The 806-nt window shown below is 44.2% G+C and carries 1 protein-coding gene; it reads right to left on the bottom strand.

Annotated elements, in window-relative coordinates; translation table 11 throughout:
• Positions 1-791: alpha-xenorhabdolysin family binary toxin subunit B (locus AC1DRJ_RS30520; RefSeq protein WP_477805392.1), on the bottom strand; the 791-nt coding region annotated here is incomplete at its 3' end.
• Positions 792-806 lie beyond the last annotated feature (15 nt).

Genomic DNA, 806 nt, shown 5'->3' with positions numbered 1-806 from the left:
CCTCTAATCATATCCATAAAGCGAATGCCGGCACCGATATCTTCAATTGCCTTCTTTACCGCCTCAAACGCAAACTTTACCAATTCAAGTTCTGTAGGCTTCAGACCCAGCGCGATAAGCTTATCAATCGTCAACGTGACGTCCTGACCGATTTTTTCAATACCCGCTTTTTCTATCGCCGCTATTGCATCGGTAATGGTCTGTTTTTCGCTCTGACTCTGAACCAAAGATATTTTAAGCTGCACAATCATTTCCCGAGTACTTTCTTTGTCTTTTTCCAGCCCTGCCATATAACCCATCGTCGTCGTTTTATCAAAACCAGTGCTAATTTCACGCATTTGACTCTGGACAACCTCCTTCGTCTTCACTGTGTTAATTATTACTTTGTTAAGCAAAATATTACGCTGTCGCTCATACTCTTCAATCATTTCAGAATCATTATCCCCTGCCGCCTCGTCAGCTAGCGCCACTTCAATACCAACCAGCTTACCGCTATTATTCCTGAGTTCATTAAAGCTCTGGAGCGCACCGTCCTGCAGTGCCTCCCGGGAACTGTCGATATCCCTCACCAACCGGACAAATCGATCTTTCAACGCAGGGAGATACTGTTGGCGAGTACAAATCGCCATTGCAACTATCAAATCCTTGTTCATCGTAGCCTGCGCTTCTTTCATCAGCGAAAGATCCGCTTCAGGATAAATATTTTCACTCATTTTTTTCATCATCACAGCATCCCCTAATGCGCCTTCACCAATATATTCTTCGTCCGCTTCTTTAAAGATATCGTTCAATGCACGGGCGTCTTT

Source organism: Pseudomonas sp. P5_B2 (assembly GCF_056400445.1).
Note: the sequence above shows the minus strand (reverse complement) of the source record. Positions and strands in the feature narration are given on the sequence as shown.